The sequence below is a fragment of the Pandoraea pnomenusa genome (assembly GCF_040391475.1).
Taxonomy (GTDB): Bacteria; Pseudomonadota; Gammaproteobacteria; order Burkholderiales; family Burkholderiaceae; genus Pandoraea; species Pandoraea pnomenusa_C.
Genome location: NZ_JBEBXS010000001.1, coordinates 248,852 through 269,408 on the forward strand (window position 1 = coordinate 248,852; position 20,557 = coordinate 269,408).

Sequence of the window (20,557 nt, forward strand, 5' to 3'; positions counted from 1 at the left end):
CATCTCGATGTTTCTCGCCTCTGGCATCCGGCAGCCTCCTTTGACGTCACGTCGCGCGCAAAGGGGGCGGTCCCCGGGACGGTCATGTCCTTGACGGGATGTGTCCCCCGCCCGACGCCCCTCAAATACTGGCGCGCTGCTCGAAGCCCTTGAGCGGCGTTTCCGCCACCCACGCCCGATCCACGTCGCAAGACGATACCTGCGCCCCCGGCGGCCCCTCACGCATCCACTCGCACAGCGCGAGCAACTGGTCGGCCTCGCCCTGCGCGATCGCCTCGACGGTCCCGTCGCGCCGATTTCGCACCCATCCGGCCAGCCCGATCTTGCGTGCCTCGACCACGCACGCGGCCCGGAAGCCAACGCCCTGCACCAACCCGTGCACCACGATTTGCCACGTTGCCGTCATTGCCCCTCCTGCCGTGATGTCTGTCTGAAGCGTCGCGCCACGGAGGCACGGAAAAAGGGCTCGATCAACGTCGAGCCCTTTCACTACGTTAGCACACCCTCAGTACACGTCTAATAGATATCGCGACGATAGCGGCCCTGTGCCGACAGATCGAGCAGGACATCGGCGCCGATCGCGTCAGCAAGGGCGGCATCCACTGCCGGCGCCATGCCGGCAAGACTGCCGCAGACGTAGATCGATGCGCCGCCGGCAACCCACCGAGCGATATCCTGCGCGACTTCGCGCACGCGATCCTGAACGTACACGCGCTGCGCCTGATCGCGCGAGTACACGCGGTCCAGACGGGTAATGCCGCCCTGCGCTTGCCACTCGCGCAACGTGGCGTCGTGGAAGCTGTCGTGCGCGGCCTGACGTTCACCGAAGATCAACCAGTTGCGCACGTGTCCCTGCGCGATCCGCTCGGCGAGATGCGCACGCAGCCCGGCGAGGCCCGTGCCGTTACCGATCAGGATCATGCCGTTCGCGTCCGCCGGGCCGTGGAAGCCCGGATTCGGCCGCACGCGCATCATGAGCGTTTCGCCCAGTGCGGCGCCATCCGTCAACCAGCCCGAACCCAGCCCCAGCGTGCCGTCGGAATTGCGAGTCTGTCGCACGAGCAACATCAGCTTGCCTTCGGCAGGCGTCGAAGCGATCGAATATTCGCGCTCGGGAAGCGGCGCGAGGCGCGAAAGCCAGTCCTGCAGATCGATGCCGGCCGGCGGCGCGGCGTCGGGCAGGACACGCTCGCGCAATGCTTCGCCCAAGGTCGCCTCGCGACCGGCCACGCTCACGCGCACGTCCGCTGTCCAGACACTGCCCGCGAGGAAGGCGTCGATGCGCGCCGCCGTGTGACGCGGGAGCACTTCCACGAGATCCCCGGCGACCCACGTCGCCCCGGCGGGCGGTGTGAACGCGAGATGGAAGGCAGGCAAACCGGTGCTTCCGGGGTTGAGCATTTCGCGCTCGGCCAGCACCCACGGCGCGAAACGCGGCGCCTCGTCCGTCTTCGAGGCGGCCAGCGGGCGCCCCAGCCATTCGCCAAGACGCTCCTGCCAGTTGGCCCATGCGCCCGGGTCGCCCCGGTCGACTTCGATCGGCTCGAACGCCGCGACACCGCCCTGCGCCCGCAGCCAGCCATCGAGCTTCCGCCCGAAACCGCAGAAGCGGTCGTAGTGGCTGTCGCCCAGCGAGAGCATGGCGAAACGCAGCGTCGGTAGCGCCATCGCCTGATTCATCAGTTGTTGCGAGAAGCGTCGTGCGCTGTCGGGCGGCTCGCCGTCGCCGAATGTGCTGACGATGAATAGCGCGCGTTTGGCTGCACCGAGCTGCGCCTGACCGATACGCGCCAGCGGTTGAATCTGGGCGGGCACACCGGCGCCCTGCAGCATGCCGGCAGTCTGCCAGGCGAGTCCTTCGGCCACGCCACTCTGGCTCGCGTAACCGATGAGCACACCTTCGTCGAGCGATGCGCCCGTCGGGGCCAGCGAATGGTCCTTCGCGTCAGCGGGACGAGCGGCGGCCAGCGCGCGCTTCTTCTTGCGACGGTCCAGATAAAGCATCCAGCCCGTCACGAAGAACACCGGCATCATCAGGCTCGAGAGCAGCATGACGATGATGCCCACCTGACCGAAGTAACTGCCGCGATGCAAGGCGTAGATGCTCGTCATCAACTGGCCACCGGTCGTCTTGTCGGCGTAGCGCTCCTCGTTGCGAATCTCGCCGGACGCCGGCTCGACGTCCATGCGGCTGAACGCACGCTCATGCGGCACCGACGTATCGAGCCACGTCATTTGCAGCGACCCGCCCGGCTTCTGGGCCGGACGCAGATACACCTTTGTGTAGTCGGGGATGCGCGCGGTGAAACTGCCCCATGCCGTTGTCATATCCGTCGTCGGCGTGGCGGCCAGATCCGGCAATGCGGGCTTCTTGCCCCCGCCCCTCTCGCCCTTCACCCCCTTCTCACCGCGCTCGCCCTGCTTGGCCATCTTCGGCTGCGCGGCGGGTTTGTTCCGCACCGGCTGCTGCACGCCGGCGATCGAGAACAGCATGCCGCGCCACCAGTCATACGACCAATAGAGGCCCGTCGTGGCCGACAGCAGGTACGGCACCAGCACCACCGTGCCGATCACCGCATGCAGGTTCCACAGGAACGGTCGGCCCTTCTTCTTGAAATCGATATGCAGCCAGGCCCGCCAGTTGCCGATCCGGCGCGGCCAGCGCAGGTAAAGACCACTCAAGGCGAGCAGGAACAGCAGGAGCGTGGCGGCGCCCGTGATTTGCTTGCCGATCCCGTCCACCGTCAGGAAGCGGTGGATATCCATGATGAACCGGAAAACGACGTCGGCCGTGGAGCGACCGAGCATTTGTCCCGTATAGGGGTCGACGTAGTAGGTCTCCCCGCGCGGTCCGTCACCGATCGACAGGCGCACGCCCACCGCATCTTCGGGGTTACGCATGACGGTCATGAGCAGGATGCGGCGATCCGGCACGGCTTCGTGCACACGCGCGACCAGCTCCGGAACCGTCAACGGCGCCGTGTCGCGCACGGCGACCGTCATGACGCCCGGGCTGAACGCCCGCGTCAGTTCCTCGTAGTAGGAAAGCAGCGCGCCGGTCAGTCCGACCACTGCCAGCACCAGCCCGGCAGTAATGCCGAAGAACCAGTGCAATTGAAACCACAGTCTTTTCATCATTGTTGTCGTCCGACGCACGTCCGTGCGCCAGGGTGGCGCGTGCGTGGCAGGTGTGCCGTACCGCAATCCCCGATGGACCACTTTGCGGCAATTACCGAATGTTATTGCAAACGATTCTCATATTCAATATCAACTTACCTTTCCGATCGTTGTAGGCCCCGTCCGACAGCAATTTCATAGATCGGACGACGCCCTACCGTTATTTATCCGGTTAGGATGAACTCATCCGCGCGGATGTCCGCGCTCCCGCCTACCGAATCGCCGCAAGTCACACCCCGTATTCCTCCCCCTGCGCCTGACGCTCGGCCCCGGATATGACCTGTCGACCTGCGGCATGACAGCGACGGAGAGCCATGCAAACCCCTGCGTCTTCCCCGCCTGCCACGCTTGCAACCACGCCGGCCGATCATTGTGACGTCGACGTTGCCACGGTGGCATTCTTCTTCGACCTGGACGGCACCCTTGCGCCGCTGGCGCCCCGTCCGGACGCCGTTCGATTGCCTCGCGATACCGCCCGGGTCCTGGCGGGGCTGATCGAGAGCACGCACGGCGCCGTCGCCGTTGTCTCGGGCCGCGCCATCGACGACATCGACACGCTGCTCGCGCCGCTTCGCGTGGCCGCTGCCGGGCTGCACGGCGCGGAAATCCGCCATACGGGCGGTGGCGTGGTGCGCGCCGACGGCCATACGGCCGACACCGCAGAAATTGCCGCAATGGCCGCGCCGTTGCAGGCGCTCGTTGCCCAGCACCCCGGCCTGCTGCTCGAAAACAAGGGCAGCGCCCTGGCGCTGCACTATCGCGGCGCCCCGGAACTGGCGGGCGTCGCGCGCGACACCATGCAGGCGCTGGCCGCGCTGCACGAGAAGCGTTTCGCGCTGCAGCCGGGCAAGCTGGTCTTCGAGCTGCGTCCGCGTCATGTCAGCAAGGGGCGCGCAATTACTACCTTACTCAAGGAGGCCCCGTTCGCCGGGCGTACGCCGCTTTTTGCCGGCGACGACCTGACCGACGAGACTGGCTTTGCCGATGTGAATGCGCTAGGTGGCATCACGATCAAGATCGGCGAGGGTGAAACGTGTGCCCACCACCGTCTGCCCACACCGGAGGCGCTGACCGCGTGGCTGCTGACTTTACGTCACGCGCCGCCGCGCCATCCCCAACAGGAGGAAGAAGTATGAGTCGCCTAGTCATCGTGTCGAACCGGGTCGCCCCGATCACCGAGGGCAAGCCCACCGCCGGCGGCCTCGCCATCGGCGTGTTCGACGCGCTCAAGGACACCGGAGGCATGTGGTTCGGCTGGAATGGCGAGATCAACGCCGAACCCGCGAGTGCGCCGGAGATCGCGCATCGCCAGAACGTCACCTTCGCCACCGTGCCGCTCACCCGCCGCGACTACAACACGTACTACCGCGGCTTCTCCAACGCCACGCTGTGGCCCACGTTCCACTACCGCGACGACCTCACGCGCTATCAGCGCGACGATTACAACGGTTACCGCCATGTCAACGCACGATTCGCCGCGCTGCTCGCCCCGCTGCTCAAACGCGACGACCTGATCTGGGTACACGATTACCATCTGCTGCCCTTCGCACAGGCCTGCCGGCAGATCGGCATACAACAGCGCCTGGGGTTCTTTCTTCACATTCCGTTTCCGTCGCCGCAGGTACTGATGACGGTGCCGCCCCACGAAGCGCTCGTGCGCGCCATGTGCGAGTACGATCTTGTCGGCTTCCAGACGGAGACCGACCGCACCGCCTTCACCGACTATCTGGTGCGTTACGCCAGCGCCACACTGGACGCCGACGGGACGATCACGGCGTACGGACGCACCTTGCGCACGGGTGTCTACCCCATCGGCGTCTATCCGGACGAGATCCAGCAGCAGGCCACCGCACGCGCCACGGTCAAGCACATCCTCGATCTGAAACAAGGCTTGCAGGAACGCAAGCTCATCATGAGCGTGGATCGTCTCGACTACTCGAAGGGGATGCTCGAGCGCTTTCGCGCGTTCGAGCGACTGATGGAGCTATGGCCGAACCAACAGGGCACCGTGAGTTTCGTGCAGGTCGCACCGCCGAGCCGCTCCGATGTGGCGGGTTACGGCGAGATTCGTCGGCAACTGGAGACCGAAGCCGGCCACATTAACGGACGCTTCTCCGACCTGGCGTGGACGCCGCTGCGCTATATCAACAAGCGCTACGATCACGAAGTGCTGATGTCGTTCTTCCGAGCGTCGCAAGTGGGTTACGTCACGCCGCTGCGTGACGGGATGAATCTCGTGGCCAAGGAGTATGTTGCCTCGCAAGACCCGGCGGACCCCGGCGTGCTGGTGTTGTCGTGTTTCGCCGGCGCGGCGCAGGAGCTCGACGGCGCGTTGATCGTCAACCCTTACGACATCGACGGCATGGCCGAAGCGCTGCGCACCGCGCTGAACATGTCGCTCTCGGAGCGCCAGGTGCGGCACGAGAGCATGATGGCGACGTTGCGCGAACATGATCTTTCGTCGTGGCGCGACCGGTTCATCGCCGATCTTCGCGCGCCGAAGACCGCCACGCCGGCGCTGTTGCGCTGCGCGCAACCTGCCGCCGCCTGAGGTCGCCAGGACGGAGACCGGGCGGCCGATGGCAGGAACGACATGGACCGCAGGGATCGCAGGTCCATCGCAAGGAGAGATGCCATGCGCCAACCTTCCTCATCTGCCGCCCCTTGCGTCGAAGTCGAGACGGACGGCCCCGTGACCCTCATCACGCTCGCGCGCCCGTCACGGCGCAATGCCGTGGACCGCGCCGTGGCCGATGCACTGCGCGATGCCCTCCTCGCGTTCGAGCGAGACACGCAGGCCGATGTCGCGGTGTTATGCGGCAAGGGGGCCTCGTTCTGCGCGGGCGCCGACCTCTCCGCCTTCGACGATCCCCAGCGCCGCAATGTCGTCACCCCCGACGGCAGCGGCGACGGCCCGATGGGCCTTACGCGCCGTCACCTGGACAAGCCGGTGATCGCCGCCGTCAGCGGGCACGCGGTGGCGGGAGGTCTGGAGCTGGCGTTGTGGTGCGACCTGCGCGTCGCGGATGTTTCCGCGACGTTCGGCGTGTTCTGCCGCCGCTTCGGGGTGCCACTCATCGACGGTGGCACCGTACGCCTGCCGCGCCTGATCGGCATGAGCCGCGCGCTCGACCTGATTCTGACCGGCCGCGCCGTCGGCGCGCAGGAAGCGTATGAAATCGGTCTGGTGAACCGGCTGGTGCCGGAAGGCATGGCGCGCCCGGGCGCGCTGGCGCTGGCGCAACAACTGGCTGCGCTGCCGCAGGGAGCGTTGCGTGCCGACCGGCGCGCCGCCTATGCGCAGTGGGATCTGCCACTGGACGCGGCGTTGCGCCAGGAAGGCGCCGCCGGGCATGACGTGGTGTTCTCGGAAGGGCTCGCCGGGGCCCGCGACTTTCTCGCCGGGGCCGGCCGTCACGGCGCGCCACGCAACACGCCCTGACCAGGCCTGCCACGACAGCGCGCAGACATCGCGTTACTGGCCGTTCGGACGTTCCCGATTGACCTGTTCCAGGCGCTTGCTCAGACCGTCGGCAATTTCCTTCTGATGCGCCTGATTGGCGAAGTCGATGGCCGACATGCCGATCTGGTTCTTGAGACGGACGTCCGCGCCGCCATCGAGCAGCACCTTGCACGTGGTGATGTGACCGCCCCGCGCCGCCATCATGAGCGGCGTGGTGCCGTTCGGCGATTCGGCGTCGACATAGGCGGACGCGTCGAGCAGGATCTGCACGATGTCGTCGTGACCGTTGGTGGCCGCGTAGTGCAGCGGCGCCCAGCCCTTCTTGTTGACCTCGGCCTCCTTGTCGATCAACAGCTTGACCATCGGCGTCAGGCCTTCGAGCGCCGCCATCATCATCGCGTTCTCGCCTGCGGCGTTGGTGGCATCGAGGTCCGTACGCTTGTCGTTGATCAACAGCTTGGCCACGTCCACCGACTTCTCGCGCATGGCGATCACGAGCAGCGGATTCCCCTTCTCGTCCTTCGAGTTCGGATCGACGCCGGCCTTGAGCGCCTTGGCGATTTCCTTCGTGTCGTTGAAGACGACGGCCTTGATCAGCGCCGGGTTGGAGGTCGCGGCCGTGGCGCACGCGGTGAGCGTCATCGAGAGCACGCTGAGCAGCATCCAGGTTCGAACCATCATGAATTTGCGCATCGGGGGCTCCTGTCGGTAGTCCGTTAAATTACGTGTGAGTGACGAGTCAGGTCAGTGCGTCGATCGCAAGACATTCAGTGCTTCGCGGTGGCAAACAGCTTGAAGAAGTTCTCTGTGGTCGCCTCCGCGATCTTCTGCAACGGCTCGCCGCGCAGATCGGCAATGAATTCGGCCACGTGACGCACGTAGCCGGGCTGATTGAGTTTGCCGCGATACGGCACCGGCGCGAGATACGGCGAATCGGTTTCGATCAGCATGCGCTCGAGCGGCACACGGCGCGCGACGTCCTGCAGATCGCGAGCACTCTTGAACGTCACGATGCCCGAAAACGAGATATAGAAGTTCTGGTCGAGTGCGCCTTTCGCGACATCCCAACTCTCGGTAAAGCAGTGCATCACGCCGGCGGGCTCGCCCGCCTGTTCCTCGCGCATGAGACGCAACGTGTCGTCGGCGGCCGAGCGTGTGTGAATGATGAGCGGCTTGCCCGTGACACGTGCGGCACGGATATGGGTGCGAAAGCGCTCGCGCTGCCACTCCATGTCTTCGATGCTGCGGCCTTCGAGCCGGTAGTAGTCCAGCCCCGTCTCGCCAATGGCCACGACCTTGGGCGTAGCGGCCAGACGCACGAGATCGTCGACGCTCGGCTCCGGCGTGTCTTCGTAATCGGGATGCACCCCGACGGACGCGTACACGTTCTCATGCTGCGCCGCGATCTCCAGCACCTGCGGCAGCGTCGGCAGATCGACGGACACGCAAAGCGCGTGGCTGACCTTGTTTTCACGCATGCGTGCGAGCAGGTCGGGCATCTGCTCGGCCAGTTCGGGGAAATTGATATGACAGTGCGAATCGATGAACATGGTGTGCGATCGGTTGTCGACGGCCCGCGTCAAAGCGACGCCGGCCCGCCGAACAACTGTTTGTATTGCAGGAAAAGCGCCTCGAGCAGCACGCGCGTGTTGAGCGGGTGATTCTGCACCTGACGCTGTTGTGCGAGCTCACGCAGGAAACCGAGCAGACGAACGTCGTCCGTCGTATCGCCACAGCGGCGAAGCGCTTGCGCCTGCCCCGGGAAGAAGCGGACCGTGCCGGCCATGCGCTCGGCGAGCACGTCGAAGCACCAGCGTTGCAGCGTATCCAGAATGCCCGGCAGATTGCCCTTGTGCAGTTGTTCGGCGCACGCGAACGCATCGATCGCCGCCCCCTGCGCCAACTGACCGAGCAGCCAGTCGCGCCAGCCACGCTCGTCGGGATCGGCCAGTGCGCGTGCCGCGAGCGGCGCCCCGCCCGATTCGGCCAGCACGGCCGCGGCGGTGGCAGCATCGAGTCCCGCCTCGCCCATCAGCCATTGCGTGGCCTGCGGCGCGTCCGGGCGCGTGAGCACCAGGCGGCGGCATCGCGACAGAATCGTCGGCAGAAGGCGGTCTGGCTGAGTCGTCACGAGCAGGAAGACCACGCCCTCGGGCGGCTCCTCCAACGTCTTGAGCAAGGCATTCGCCGCGTGCACGTTGAGCGCCTCGGCGGGCCAGAGCAGCACCACGCGGCGCCCCTGACGATGCGAACCCAGGCTGGCGAAGTCGATCACCTCGCGCACCTGCTCGATCTTGATTTCCTTGCTGGGTGTCTTGGTCTTCTTGTCGCCGTCGGCTTCGGTGCGCGCTTCCGCGCCCGGCAGGCTGTCGGCGAGCGCCTCTGGGCAAATGGCGCGGAAGTCCGGGTGGTTGCCGCCGGCGAACCACTGACACGCGCCGCAGGTGCCGCACGGCAGATGGTCGGCGCGCGGCGATTCGCACAGCAGGCCCTGGGCGAACGTGCGGGCGAGTTCGACCTCGCCAATACCCGGCACGGCCTGCAACAGCAAGGCGTGCGGCATCTGGGCGCGCAGGTCGTTCAGGCGTGTCCAGTCTTGTGACTGCCACGGATACAGCATGTGGGCTCCTTGGCCGGAAGCGGCGCCGGATGCGGCGCCATACGGGGCGGCAATGCCCGAGGTCACGCCCCGGCTGCCCATCCCGTCGACAGTACGGGGGCGCCCGACGGCATCGTCGGGATAGCCGGATTATCGCGCGTCAGCGTGGCGCGTGCCCAGGCAAACCCAACCGGGCGAAAACACCGGCGAGCTGGGCCGTAATGGCGTCAATGCTCTGGGCCGCATCGATGACGACAAATCGCCCGGCCGATTCCTCGGCACGGCGCAGATATTCTTCGCGCACCCGCGTGAAAAAGGCGGCCGACTCGCGCTCGAACTTGTCCGGCGCCCGCGCGCCGGCCAGACGTGCCGCGGCAATGGCCGGGTCGAGATCGAACAGGATCGTCAGGTCGGGCTGGCGGGTGCCCTGCACCCAGCGCTCGAGAATCGTCAACTTCTCGCGCGACAGGCCGCGTCCGCCCCCTTGATACGCAAACGTGGCGTCGGTGAAGCGATCGGACACGACCCAGTCGCCGCGCACCAGTGCCGGCTCGATCACCTTGGCCAGATGCTCACGGCGGCCGGCGAACATCAGCAGCGCTTCGGTCTCGAGATCCATCGGTTCGTCGAGCACGAGCTTGCGCAGCGCCTCGCCCAACGGCGTGCCACCCGGTTCCCGCGTGGCGACGACACTGCGCCCGACAGTGGCCAGGCCCTGGCGCAACGTGTCGACAAAGGCGTTCACGTGCGTGCTCTTGCCCGCACCGTCGATCCCTTCGAATGTCACGAACTTGCCCGGCACGGCGGCCGGTGCTTCGGCGGAATGCGTCATTGTTCACCTCGCTGATATTTGTCCACGGCGCGATTGTGTTCCTGCAGGTTCGTCGAGAAATGGCTGGTGCCGTCGCCACGCGCCACGAAGTACAACGCGTCGCTCGGCGCGGGATTCAGCGCAGCGGCCAGCGAGGCCACACCCGGCAAGGCGATCGGGGTCGGCGGCAAACCGGCGCGCGTGTAGGTGTTGTACGGCGTGTCCGTCTGCAAATCACGCTTGCGCAGACGCCCCGTGTACAGGTCGCCCATGCCGTAAATCACCGTCGGGTCGGTTTGCAGCAACATGCGCTTGCGCAGGCGATTGACGAACACGGCCGCGACCTGGGAGCGCTCGACGGCCTGCCCCGTCTCCTTCTCGACGAGCGACGCCATGATAAGCGCCTCGTAAGGCGTGGTGTAAGGCAGTCCGGGCGCACGCGACGCCCACGCTTCGTCCAGGCGCTTCTGCATCAGGCGATAGGCACGCTTGTAGATATCGAGGTCGCTCGTACCTTTCGGAAAGAGGTAGGTATCGGGGAAGAACATGCCCTCGGCTTCGGCACGTTCGGCGCCCACGAGTTGCATGATGTCGGCGTCGGGCAGCCCGGCGGTGTCGTGACGCAGCGCTGGATTGGCGTCCATCTCCATGCGCATTTTCTTGAAGGTCCAGCCTTCGATGATCGTCACGACGTACTGGTTCACGTCGCCGCGCGCAAGCTTCTCCATCACTTCGATGGGCGTGATCCCGGTCGCGAACTCGTAGTTGCCGGATTTGAGCTTGGTGCCCACGTCCATCACGCGCGCGAGCAGATTGAACAGCAGCGGGTGCACCGGCACACCGCCGTTTCGCAGTTGCGTGGCCACGCTGCGCACCGAGCTGTAGGGCTTGATCGTGACGTCGAGCGTCGGCTTGCCCAGTTGCAGCGGGGCTTGCGCCCAATAGTAGAAGGCACCGCCCGCCGCCAGCGCAGCGACTATCAACAATACGAACAGGCGTTTGATGAAATACATGAATTGCTTGAGTAAGCCGCATGCACCGCGCGAAGGCGGCAGCGGGTTCGGGGGACTCGGTCAGCCGGATCCGGGCGATGGCAACGGCGTCGATGGGCGCATTTCGCGCATCGAACCGGGCTCGCACGTCCTGGCGGAAGACCCAATATAATACTTTGACTTGCCGAACCCTCACAGATTGACAGGCACTCTCGTTTATGACTTCTCAATGGCGTGAACTTCTGCCGCAAGCGGCAGGCGCTGCTTCCCCTGAAACCGATCTCGACGCGAGCGCTCGCGCCGCGCAGTTCGACGCGATGCGCGGCGGCAGTTTCGCTTCGCTCGCGAGCGACACCGGGCTCATCGCCGTGAATGGCGCCGACGCTGCGACCTTCCTGCACGGACAACTCACCAACGACGTGGAACGTTTGTCGCCCGCGCAGGCGCGTCTGGCCGGGTACTGCTCGGCCAAAGGCCGCTTGCTCGCGACCTTCCTGATGTGGCGCGACGCCTCGCCCGACGCCACGATCTATCTCGCCTGCGACGCCAGCGTTCAGGCGGCCGTGCAAAAGCGGCTCTCGATGTTCGTCCTGCGCGCCAAGGCCAAGCTCACCGACGGCACGGCCACCCATGTACTACTCCAGGCTGGAGGTCCGGCGGCCGAAGCCGTGCTGGCAAAGACATTTGGGTCATTGCCCGCTTCGGCGCTGACGGCCGTTCACGGCACACTCGGCGACGCGCCGACCAGCCTCGTGCGCCTGCCGGACGCCGGCTCGGCCCGTTCGCTGTCTCGCTTCCTCTGGAGCGTGCCGGTCGCCCATGCGGCCGCAGTGTGGGCATCGCTCGTGCAGGCACCGGGTCTTGTGGCCGTCGATCCCGCCCTTGCGGCGTGGCTCGAGGTACACAGCGGTGTGGCGCGTGTCACCACGGCCACGCAAGAGCAGTTCGTCCCGCAAATGATCAATTGGGAAGTCGTGGGCGGCGTCAGCTTCCGCAAGGGCTGCTATCCGGGTCAGGAGGTGGTCGCGCGCAGCCAGTATCGCGGCACCATCAAGCGACGCCTGCATCTCGCGCATGTCGCCGGCGAGCGTCCGTCACCGGCGCAGGAACTGGTGGAAGCGAGCGATCCCGACCAGCCGTGCGGCATGGTGGTGCAAGCGGCACCCGCACCCACCGGTGGCTACGACGTGCTCGTCGAGCTGAAGCTTGCCGCGCGCGAGACCGACGACGTCCGGCTCGGCAAGGCCGACGGCCCTGCGCTGGCCTTCGCGGCGCTGCCCTACGAGATCGTCGATCCGACCGAAGCGCCCTCACCGTCGTCGCAGGCCTCGTCTGCCGCAGCGTCCTGATCCGGACGCCACGCGAGCGCCGATGGACTGCTACGTCTACTACCGCGTCTCGTCATCTGACACCGACGCCGCCCGGCTTGCCGTCGCGCAACTCTTTGCGCTGACGGCAACGCGCTTTGGCGCGAAGGGCTGCCTGCAATGGCGCGTCGATGCCTCTGCCGGTGACACCGCATCCGGTGTCACGACGTGGATGGAACGATACGACAACGTGAATACCGCCTTCGTCGCTGCGCTCCCCGGACTGGTCGCCGAGTGCGGCCTGGGGGCATGGGTGCAAGGCGAGCGTCACGTGGAATGCTTCGCCAACGCCCCCGACATGCCGACCCCATGTGCCTGATCGTCTTCTCCTGGCAGCCCGACGCACCGATACCGCTCGTGTTGCTCGCCAACCGCGATGAATTCTTCGAACGACCGGCCGAGCCCTTGCACTGGTGGCACGATCGGCCGGATGTGCTGGCGGGTCGGGATTTGCGGGGCGGCGGAACGTGGATGGGCGTCAATCGCCGCGGCCGCTTCGCCGCATTGACGAATTTTCGCGACGGACGGGCGCCGATGGCGCCGAAGGACGCGCCCTCACGTGGCCTGCTGGTCTCGGCCATGCTCGACGCCACCGCTTTCGACAACGATCTGGCCCGCGTGGAAGCGCACGCGCATGAGTACGCGGGCTTCAATCTCCTCGCGGGCGATTTGCCAGCGGGGAAGCTGTATTGGTTGGGGAATCGTGCCGCTCATGTCGGCGGCCTTCCCGTCGAGGCGCCCGCACGCCCGGCAGCCGTTCCTGTTGCTCCCGGTGTCCACGGCCTGTCCAACGCCGTGCTCGATACCCCGTGGCCGAAGTTGGTCAGCCGTCGCGACGCGTTTGCCAGCGCCCTGTTGCACGAGGCAGACGACGCCACCCTTTTGCGCGTCATGCGCAATACCACCGAGACGCCTGACGACGAACTGCCGCAGACAGGTGTCACCAGAACATGGGAGCGCACGCTCTCCGCCGCGTTCATCGCCTCCCCCGCCTATGGCACGCGCTGCACGACATTGCTCCGGTATCACCACGACGGCCGCGTCGACCTGACCGAGGTCACGGTCACGCCAGGCCAATCTCCCGAAACACTGTCGGACCAGCGCAATTTCTCATTCCATATCGACGCGCCCAACGTCGAACTGCGCTGACGAGCGCACCGGGTCTCGAATCACATCGCACCCCGACCCATTCTCAGCTTTGAAACAATTCTGAGAAAAATCTGAAATTCTGGCTTTATCGACAGCACCGGAAACAAGCAATATTCCGTTGATTTGTCACGAGACTTGTTCCGGTATCCGGCAAAAACGCCACATCCGCTGGCGGACAGATATTTCAAATCCTTACATTTGGCTATAATGCACGCCAAACTTTTTGGGATGCTATTAAAAGCAAGGCACGGGACAGTGTCGGCTTTTTGACCAGATGCGGCCGCATGAAGTCGTGGCCGAAAAACACATTAAAGCAATCCGCAAGTGGCATAGCAAAGCGGCAATCGCTTTTTTTCCAATCAATAGCCATGCCAAAGAACATCGACGCGCGAGCGACACCTCGCGCGCCACAATGGGCTTCGGGGGAGGTCACCATTGTGGAAACGTCGTCGGCACCCGGGGTGTCCGCGCAAGCGGCTGCCGCAGCATTGTCCGACCCCGTTGCCCGCTGGACACTACCCGTACGCCGTTGGGCTTACCGCCAGATGGGCGCCGCATCGACCGCCAAGCCGGAGACAGGCATTGTCGATCCGATGCTGCGCCGTCGACTGAGCCCGCTTGCCCGGCTGGCATTGTCGGCCGCGATGGCTTGCGGCCCGTTGCCGGCGGCATGTCGCGTCGTGTACGCGTCCCAGCATGGCGAAATTCAGCGCACCACCCAGATGCTCGAGGCACTCGTGCGAGGCGAGCCGCCCTCGCCGACCGCCTTCAGCCTGTCGGTATTGAATGCGACGCCGGGGGTACTCAGCATTTCGCGCGATGACCATTCGGCCATCAATGCCATCGCGGCGTCCGACGACACGCTCGGCTACGCATTGCTCGATGCGTGGACGCAGCATGCCGAGTCGCCCGACGCCCCATTGCTTGTCATCCACGCGTTCGAAGCGCCCCCCGCCTGCTATGGCCCGACCGCACGCCAGAGCGGCGACAGTCCTCATGCGCTGGCGCTCCTGATCGAGCCCGGCGCGACCGCCCGGCTGACCTGCACCATGCGCCTGCCCGCCGGGCGGGACACGAGCGCCGAGCCCCGAGTTCAATGCGACAGCCTTGTCACGTCGCTGTTGGGGGGCGGCGCCGACACGTGGCACGGCGAGCGCCATGACTGGCAATTTGAATGGTACGAGCAAGAGGGCACGCCGCATGCAGATCGCTGAATCTTCGCGCCGCTGGGAACACGCCCGGCGGCGTGCCGCATCGTTGCTCCTCTGGTTCTGCTTCGCCGCCGGTGGCCTGGTCTTCTCGCTGCTCGTCTTTCCCGCGCTCCTCCTGCTTCCGTTGACGGAGCGCCGGCGCCGACGTTGCGCGATGGCCATGGTCCATACCTGCTTCGCATCGCTGGTTGCGGTGTGCCGGGCTCTTGGCGTCATGCGCTTCGACATCGCCAATGCCGACAAGCTGCGACACCTGGGACGCGCCATCGTCATCGCCAACCACCCGTCGTACCTCGATGTCGTGGTACTGCTCTCGCTCATGCCGCGCGCCTGCTGCATCGTGACGAGCCGACACTGGCGCAATCCGTTCCTGGCGGGCATCGTGCGCTCCGCCGGCTATCTTCGCAACGATGGCGGCCCGTCGCTGGTGCGCGCCAGCGAGTCAGCGCTGGCCGATGACGTGCCGCTCATTGTCTTCCCGGAAGGCACGCGCAGCCCGTCCCGAGGACGGCTTGGCAAGTTTTCACGCGGCTTCGCCCACATTTCGCTCGCGCATGACTGCCCGATCCTGCCGGTGCTGATCGATTGCGACCCGCCCGCCTACACGAAGCAACACACGTGGTACTCGATCCCGGCGACCCGACCCACGTTGCGAATCCGTGTGCTGGACGTCGACCTCAGCCCGACCGTCGTGGCGACGGAGGCTCTGCCTGCCGCTTCGGACGACCGGCAAGCGCCGGGGATGCCGACGGCTGCCGAGACAACGCCCGACACCCTGACGCCGCTCGCTGCACGACGGCTGACGGTATTCGCGGAACACTTTTTCATCGATCAGATTTCCCAACATGGCTTCACTAGAACTTGAGATCAAGCAATTGATTGTCCAGGCGCTCGAACTGGAAGACATCGGCGTCGACGACATTACGGACGACATCCCCCTTTTCGGTGACGGGCTTGGCCTGGACTCAATCGACGCGCTCGAACTCGGCATCGTCCTGCGCAAGCGCTACGGATTGCAGATCGAATCGAACGACGAGACGGCACGCGCGAAGTTCCGCAGCGTTGCCACCCTTGCCCAGTTGCTGCGCGAACGCGGTTGCGCCCAATAAGGAATTTCATCGATGAGCACCCTGACATTGCCCCTGTCCGACGAGGACATTCTTTCCCGCCTGCGCACCATTCTTCATGACACGTTCGAGATTGCGCCGGAACGCGTGACGCTACAGGCCCAACTGTTCGAGGAACTCGATCTCGACAGCATCGACGCCGTGGACCTCGCGATCCAGTTGCAGCGCATGACGGGCAAACGCATCAAGCCCGAAGAGTTCAAGAGCGTTCGCACCGTCGAAGACGTCGTCGGCGCCGTACGAACGCTGCTTAACGGCTGACCTGCGGCATGCCCCGTCTCCCTGTCAAGGCTCCGGCATCGGCGTCGGATGCCCGACACCCCCGGGTACGCTGGCAGTCCGCGATGCTCGCACTCGGCTACCCGGCGCTGGTCCTCGCCGGGATTACGCTGCTCGCGCCGCGCTACCTGGCACTCCTGCTGCTGCTGACGCTGTGGCTGCGCTATCGCAACAATCTGCGCGGCCAGCGCCTGCTCATGCCAGTGGAATGGGCGGTCGGCGCCGGCCTGGCTGCGCTTGCCTGCGCCACCGCGATCAGTAATAGCGAGTTGCTCCTGCGCTGCTATCCGGTGGCCGTCAACGTCGGCATGGGCATGACGTTTGCCGTATCGCTGCGCGCGCCGATGTCGATGGTCGAGCGCATCGCGCGGCTGCACCAGCCCGATTTGCCGCCGGAGGCGGCGCCCTATCTGCGAAACGTCACACGTGTCTGGATTGGCTTCTTCATCGTGAACGGCATTGCGGCGATGGTCACCGCGCTTTGGACCTCGCGCGAGATCTGGTCGCTGTACAACGGCGGCATTGCCTACGTGCTGATCGGACTTCTGTTCGCAGCCGAATGGTTGTGGCGCCGTCGCATGCTGGCACGCAAGGCTGCCAACACGTCGGCCAATGCAGCGGCGTTGACGCATCCGGAGGCGTCCGCATGACGATGAACGCTGCGTTGGCCCCGATCGACGATCGCGGGACCTGGCATGCGGCGCCGTGCGTGCCGCTCCAGGCGCGTTTGCTCACCCCGCCTGTGCCGTCGCAAGCCGTATGTGTCGACGCACATACCGCATCCGACAAGGCGCGCGTGCTGTCCGGCGCGGACTGGCTTGCCAGTGTCGAAGCGTTGCACGCGGCGTTCGCAGCGAGTCCCGCCACGCGATTGGCCTTGTGCCTCGACGATCCGTTCGATCTGAGCTGCGCATTGTTCGCGGCGTGGGCGGCAGACAAGACGCCCGTCATGCTGCCCAATACCCTGCCCCAGACGCGTCGCGACTTCGCCTATGCGTATGACGAAGCGATCGACGCCAACGCGCTGAGCGCGTACGGGAACCGTCGTGGCAACACGGCCCTCACTGCGAACGACGCCGCCCCGCACGCCAGCCGTTTGTTGTCCTCGTCGTGCCGCCTGGTCATTTACACCTCGGGAAGCACGGGTGAGCCGAAGGCCATCATCAAGTCGCTCGCACAGCTCAACGACGAAGTCCAGACACTGCACCGGCACTGGGGCGCGCACTTGCGCGATGCGCTTGTCGTCGGGAGTGTGCCGTGCCACCACATCTACGGACTCTGGTTCCGCATGCTCTGGCCGTTGGCCGCAGGCGTGCCCTTTGCCCGGCAGACGTTTGCCGAGCCGTCGCAGGCGCATGTGTGGCGGACATGGCCCGCCGTCGTGTGGATTGCAGGCCCCGCGCAACTCACGCGCTGGCCGGCACTGCTCGGCGTGGATCGTTGGCTCGATGCCCCGCGAATGACGTTTTCTTCCGGCGGCCCGCTGCCTGAAGACGCGGCCCATCGGTTCGTCGACGTCGTCCGCGCGGCCCGGCCCGATGCCGAAGGGAGCCGAGCCGTTGCGCCCGTCGAAGTCTTCGGCAGCACGGAAACCGGGGGCATCGCCTGGCGACAGCAGGATCTGACGTCCCAATGGACGCCCTTCGACGACACGCACATACGTGTGACCGATGCCGGTGCGCTGGAAATCCGCTCGTCGCGCGTGAACGACGGCCAATGGTGGCAAACGGACGACGGTGCCGTCCTGCATGCCAACGGTGCGTTCACGCTGACTGGCCGGCTGGACCGGATCGTCAAGATCGAGGGCAAACGCCTTTCGCTGCCCAGCGTGGAAGCGGCGCTGTTGCGACACATCTGGGTGAAGGATGCGTCCGTCACCGTCATTGCCGGGCGCCCGGCGGCGGCAGTCGTTCTTGAGAGCGAAGGTTGCCAGGCCTGGCGCGAGCAGTCGCTCAACGCGGTTCGCAAGACACTGCGCGACGCCCTGGCGGAAACGTTCGACCCGACGGTTCTGCCGCGCCGTTGGCGTTTCGTGATGGCACTGCCCGTCAATGAGCGGGGCAAACGTACGACAGCCGACGTGGCGGCACTCTTCTCGCCCGCGTCGCCCTGGCTGCCCTCGGTCCTCGGCATTCGATGTGACGACGTCGGTGCGACGCCCGGTCCCACCGGCGTCATGGTCATATCGATGCGCGTCCCGCCAGAACTGGCCCATTTCGAAGGTCACTTCCCGGGACTACCGTTGTTGCCGGGGGTCGTGCTCGTCGACTGGGCCACGCGATTCGCCAGGGAACACGCCGCCCGGATGCCCGGCTCTCCAGTCTTCGCTAACGCGCCGACATCGTTGCAGCAGGTCAAATTCTCCGCCCCGGTCATGCCGGGCGCACGCCTCGAACTCACGCTGTCGTTCGACCTCGCCCGCCTTCGCGTCCACTACGTCTACGAAGGGCCACGCGGGACGACGGCAAGTGGCTACCTTGGCTACGTTGCCCCCGCAACGAGCGCAACAGACGCGCCCGACACGGGAGACGCGGCGCGATGACCCGGCCTATCGACTGCGGCATCGCACCCGCCCGTTTCAAGCCCTGCATTCTGATCCCGGTGTACAACCACCCGGCGCACATCGACCGGATCGTCGACACGTTGCGGGCCCAGGATCTTCCGGTGCTGCTGGTTGACGACGGAAGCGACGCGCCCACGCGCATCACGCTCGAAGCGATTCGCGACCGTCACCCCGGGGCAGTCACACTTGCGCAGTTGCCCCGCAACCTCGGCAAAGGCGGCGCGGTCTCGCACGGGTTGCGGCTCGCCCTGCAGCTTGGCTACACCCATGCGCTGCAAGTCGACGCCGATGGGCAGCACAACCTTGACGACGTTCCTGAGTTCCTGGACGAAGCCAGACGGCGCCCCGGCGCCGTGATCTGCGGCACCCCGCGCTACGATGCGTCCGTGCCCAAAGGACGGCTGTACGGGCGCTACGTCACGCATTTCTGGGTGTGGGTCGAAACGCTGTCATTCGACATCGTCGATTCGATGTGCGGCTTCCGCGTCTACCCGCTCGAGGCCACCGGCGCGCTGCTGGCCCGTCATCGGCCATCGCCGCGCATGGCGTTCGACACCGATATTCTGGTCCGGCTGTATTGGCGCGGGGTACCGGTCCATAACCGTCGCACCCGTGTCGTCTATCCCGAAGACGGCGTATCGCACTTCCAGATGTTCCGCGACAACGTGGGCATTTCGTGGATGCATACGCGGCTCGTTTTCGGCATGCTTGCGCGCGCACCGATGCTGTTGTGGCGAAAACGCGATCGCCATTCCTCCGCCGTCTCGACGTCACCCGACACGCGTGCCGTCGATTCACGCCAGTCCTGGTGGCGGCGCCCGGAACGCGGCAGCCTGCTCGGCATGCGCGTGCTGGCGCTCGCGTGCCGATGCTTCGGGTTGCGCACGGCACGCCTTTGCCTGATTCCCGTGGCGGCCTATTTCACCTTGAGGGACACCCAGGCGTGCGCGGCTTCGCGCGAGTATCAGCTGCGGCTCGCCGCCGCTGCGCCGGAGCTCGGCATGCGCACACCGAGCCGTTGGCGCACGTTCCGGCACCTGCTGGCGTTCGCCAACGCGGCGCTGGACAAGTTCGCGGCATGGCGCGGACTCCTCGGCGAGCGTCATGTCCGTATCGACGATGACGCCACCCTCGATGCTGCCGCCAGCGACACGCGCGGGGCACTCGTGATCGGCTCGCATCTGGGCAACCTCGAAATGACTCGCGCGCTGGCGCGATCGCGCGGCATCGACCGCATTCATGCGGTGGTCTATACGCGTCACGCCCAGCGATTCCGCTCGATGATGGCGGGGGCGAACAGCGACTTTGCGGCGAACCTCATCGAAATCGACGACATTGGTCCTGCCACGGCCATCATGCTGCGCGAGCGCATCGACCGAGGAGACTGGCTCGTCATCGTGGGCGATCGCGTGCCACCGGCCGACGCGGGCCGGGTCGTGCCGGCCCCCTTCCTGGGCACCCCCGCGCCGTTCGCGCAGGGGCCGTTCATTCTGGCCGCACTGCTGGAATGCCCCGTGTACCTGCTCTTCTGCCTGCGCGACAAGACATCCTATCGGCTGTATTTCGAGTCGTTCGCGGACGCCATCGCATTGCCGCGTGCAACGCGCGAATCCGCCCTGCGGACATACGCCGAACGTTACGCGCGCCGTCTCGAGCACTACTGCCGCCTGTATCCGATGCAGTGGTTCAACTTCTTCGATTTCTGGCAAGGCAAGTCGCCAAAGCTATGACGCAATCCTCAATTTCCAACATCCGCGCCGATGACAGCGCCTGCGGGCAGCTTGCCGCGCGCGATCGGTCGCCGACACCTTCGCCGGAT

Annotated in this window: 20 protein-coding genes; 13 read left to right on the forward strand and 7 right to left on the reverse strand. The window is 65.8% G+C overall.

The features are described 5' to 3' along the window. Nucleotides 1–121: 121 nt before the first annotated feature. Complete coding sequence (locus ABWO90_RS01000; protein WP_353189335.1) at nucleotides 122–406, reverse strand: acylphosphatase; 285 nt, start codon at nucleotides 404–406, stop codon at nucleotides 122–124. 110 nt (nucleotides 407–516) lie between these two features. After that, entirely contained in the window at nucleotides 517–3,138 is a 2,622-nt protein-coding gene (locus tag ABWO90_RS01005) for a PepSY domain-containing protein (protein ID WP_353189336.1), read from the reverse strand. Between the two features lie 353 nt (nucleotides 3,139–3,491). Between ABWO90_RS01005 and otsB the strand changes: the two genes are divergently transcribed. The 3 genes from otsB to ABWO90_RS01020 all read left to right on the forward strand — a co-directional run bounded on the left by otsB (nucleotide 3,492) and on the right by ABWO90_RS01020 (nucleotide 6,619). Next, nucleotides 3,492–4,313, forward strand: coding sequence for a trehalose-phosphatase (otsB, locus tag ABWO90_RS01010; RefSeq protein WP_353189337.1), 822 nt, complete (start codon nucleotides 3,492–3,494; stop codon nucleotides 4,311–4,313). Next, nucleotides 4,310–5,728 carry an alpha,alpha-trehalose-phosphate synthase (UDP-forming) gene (gene otsA, locus ABWO90_RS01015; RefSeq protein WP_353189338.1) on the forward strand — a complete coding sequence of 473 codons (1,419 nt, stop codon included), beginning with the start codon at nucleotides 4,310–4,312 and terminating at the stop codon, nucleotides 5,726–5,728. Before otsB ends, otsA begins: the two co-directional genes overlap by 4 nt. An 84-nt stretch (nucleotides 5,729–5,812) precedes the next feature. Further along, nucleotides 5,813–6,619, forward strand: a complete 807-nt coding sequence (locus ABWO90_RS01020) for a crotonase/enoyl-CoA hydratase family protein (protein WP_353189339.1) — start codon at nucleotides 5,813–5,815, stop codon at nucleotides 6,617–6,619. Between the two features lie 33 nt (nucleotides 6,620–6,652). Here the strand turns inward: ABWO90_RS01020 and ABWO90_RS01025 are convergent, their stop codons facing one another. From ABWO90_RS01025 to mltG, 5 genes are all read right to left on the reverse strand, one after another. Further along, complete coding sequence (locus ABWO90_RS01025; RefSeq protein WP_353189340.1) at nucleotides 6,653–7,321, reverse strand: ankyrin repeat domain-containing protein; 669 nt, start codon at nucleotides 7,319–7,321, stop codon at nucleotides 6,653–6,655. An 86-nt stretch (nucleotides 7,322–7,407) separates the two neighbouring features. Then, nucleotides 7,408–8,190: a TatD family hydrolase gene (locus tag ABWO90_RS01030; protein WP_353189341.1), complete on the reverse strand. Its 783-nt coding sequence runs from the start codon at nucleotides 8,188–8,190 to the stop codon at nucleotides 7,408–7,410. Between the two features lie 29 nt (nucleotides 8,191–8,219). Next, nucleotides 8,220–9,260 (reverse strand): DNA polymerase III subunit delta', encoded by a 1,041-nt coding sequence (holB, locus tag ABWO90_RS01035; RefSeq protein ID WP_353189342.1) that lies wholly within the window; start codon nucleotides 9,258–9,260, stop codon nucleotides 8,220–8,222. 139 nt (nucleotides 9,261–9,399) lie between these two features. Then, nucleotides 9,400–10,071: a dTMP kinase gene (gene tmk / locus ABWO90_RS01040; protein WP_353189343.1), complete on the reverse strand. Its 672-nt coding sequence runs from the start codon at nucleotides 10,069–10,071 to the stop codon at nucleotides 9,400–9,402. Next, nucleotides 10,068–11,063: an endolytic transglycosylase MltG gene (gene mltG / locus ABWO90_RS01045; RefSeq protein WP_353189344.1), complete on the reverse strand. Its 996-nt coding sequence runs from the start codon at nucleotides 11,061–11,063 to the stop codon at nucleotides 10,068–10,070. Before mltG ends, tmk begins: the two co-directional genes overlap by 4 nt. 197 nt (nucleotides 11,064–11,260) lie before the next feature. On the opposite strand from mltG, the gene ygfZ reads away from it, so the two are divergent. The 10 genes from ygfZ (at nucleotide 11,261) to ABWO90_RS01095 (ending at nucleotide 20,468) form a co-directional block, all read left to right on the forward strand. Next, entirely contained in the window at nucleotides 11,261–12,391 is a 1,131-nt protein-coding gene (gene ygfZ / locus ABWO90_RS01050; RefSeq protein ID WP_353189345.1) for a CAF17-like 4Fe-4S cluster assembly/insertion protein YgfZ, read from the forward strand. Between the two features lie 22 nt (nucleotides 12,392–12,413). Then, nucleotides 12,414–12,728, forward strand: a complete 315-nt coding sequence (locus ABWO90_RS01055; protein ID WP_353189346.1) for a DUF4936 family protein — start codon at nucleotides 12,414–12,416, stop codon at nucleotides 12,726–12,728. After that, nucleotides 12,719–13,558 carry an NRDE family protein gene (locus ABWO90_RS01060; protein WP_353189347.1) on the forward strand — a complete coding sequence of 280 codons (840 nt, stop codon included), beginning with the start codon at nucleotides 12,719–12,721 and terminating at the stop codon, nucleotides 13,556–13,558. The genes ABWO90_RS01055 and ABWO90_RS01060 overlap by 10 nt, the downstream gene beginning before the upstream one ends. A gap of 368 nt (nucleotides 13,559–13,926) precedes the next feature. Continuing rightward, on the forward strand, nucleotides 13,927–14,772 hold the full coding sequence (locus tag ABWO90_RS01065) for a beta-ketoacyl synthase chain length factor (RefSeq protein ID WP_353189348.1): 846 nt from the start codon (nucleotides 13,927–13,929) through the stop codon (nucleotides 14,770–14,772). Next, a complete protein-coding gene (locus ABWO90_RS01070; protein ID WP_353189349.1) occupies nucleotides 14,759–15,634 on the forward strand; it encodes a lysophospholipid acyltransferase family protein in 876 nt (291 codons plus the stop codon). The genes ABWO90_RS01065 and ABWO90_RS01070 overlap by 14 nt, the downstream gene beginning before the upstream one ends. Beyond that, the gene (locus ABWO90_RS01075; protein ID WP_353189350.1) at nucleotides 15,615–15,878 is read left to right on the forward strand and encodes a phosphopantetheine-binding protein; all 264 of its coding nucleotides are present in this window, start codon (nucleotides 15,615–15,617) and stop codon (nucleotides 15,876–15,878) included. Before ABWO90_RS01070 ends, ABWO90_RS01075 begins: the two co-directional genes overlap by 20 nt. Nucleotides 15,879–15,911: 33 nt before the next feature. After that, complete coding sequence (locus tag ABWO90_RS01080; protein ID WP_353189659.1) at nucleotides 15,912–16,157, forward strand: acyl carrier protein; 246 nt, start codon at nucleotides 15,912–15,914, stop codon at nucleotides 16,155–16,157. An 8-nt stretch (nucleotides 16,158–16,165) separates the two neighbouring features. After that, entirely contained in the window at nucleotides 16,166–16,825 is a 660-nt protein-coding gene (locus ABWO90_RS01085; protein WP_353189351.1) for a COG4648 family protein, read from the forward strand. After that, nucleotides 16,822–18,717 (forward strand): ApeI family dehydratase, encoded by a 1,896-nt coding sequence (locus ABWO90_RS01090; protein ID WP_353189352.1) that lies wholly within the window; start codon nucleotides 16,822–16,824, stop codon nucleotides 18,715–18,717. The genes ABWO90_RS01085 and ABWO90_RS01090 overlap by 4 nt, the downstream gene beginning before the upstream one ends. Continuing rightward, nucleotides 18,714–20,468, forward strand: a complete 1,755-nt coding sequence (locus ABWO90_RS01095; protein ID WP_353189353.1) for a glycosyltransferase family 2 protein — start codon at nucleotides 18,714–18,716, stop codon at nucleotides 20,466–20,468. Before ABWO90_RS01090 ends, ABWO90_RS01095 begins: the two co-directional genes overlap by 4 nt. Nucleotides 20,469–20,557 lie beyond the last annotated feature (89 nt).